The following is a 331-nucleotide window of genomic DNA, read 5'->3' on the forward strand; positions in this document are numbered from 1 at the left end:
TGATCCTGCTGGTAGCGCTTCTCCAGGTCCTTCTGCTCGGCCATCGTCAGCAGCGGCTGTGCATTGGCATCCTGGGCCGCCTGTCGCCAGCGGTCCACCTGCTCGGGGAACAGACCCCGCTCTCTGCAGTAGGTGCCCAGTTCCGTGGCGTTCATACCGGCACTTTCCAGCACCACCGTGAACTTGTCGGTGGCACCCCAGCCCTCAGTGTCCCGTGTCAATCAGGTTGACGGGCGCATTGCATCTTTAAAGCTGCTACCCCGCTAGGGTTGTTGCATCAGCAGTAGCAGCCGCCTATGGCATCAACGCGGGGCGACTCGCAAGGCGTGAG

Annotated in this window: 1 pseudogene; it reads right to left on the reverse strand. The window is 62.2% G+C overall.

Annotated elements, in window-relative coordinates:
- A pseudogene (locus tag KUG41_RS15290) lies at positions 1-221 on the reverse strand (IS3 family transposase); the annotation flags it as partial.
- Positions 222-331 lie beyond the last annotated feature (110 nt).

It is taken from the genome of Synechococcus sp. CCY 9618 (assembly GCF_019038415.1).
In the GTDB taxonomy this organism is placed as follows: Bacteria; Cyanobacteriota; Cyanobacteriia; order PCC-6307; family Cyanobiaceae; genus Cyanobium.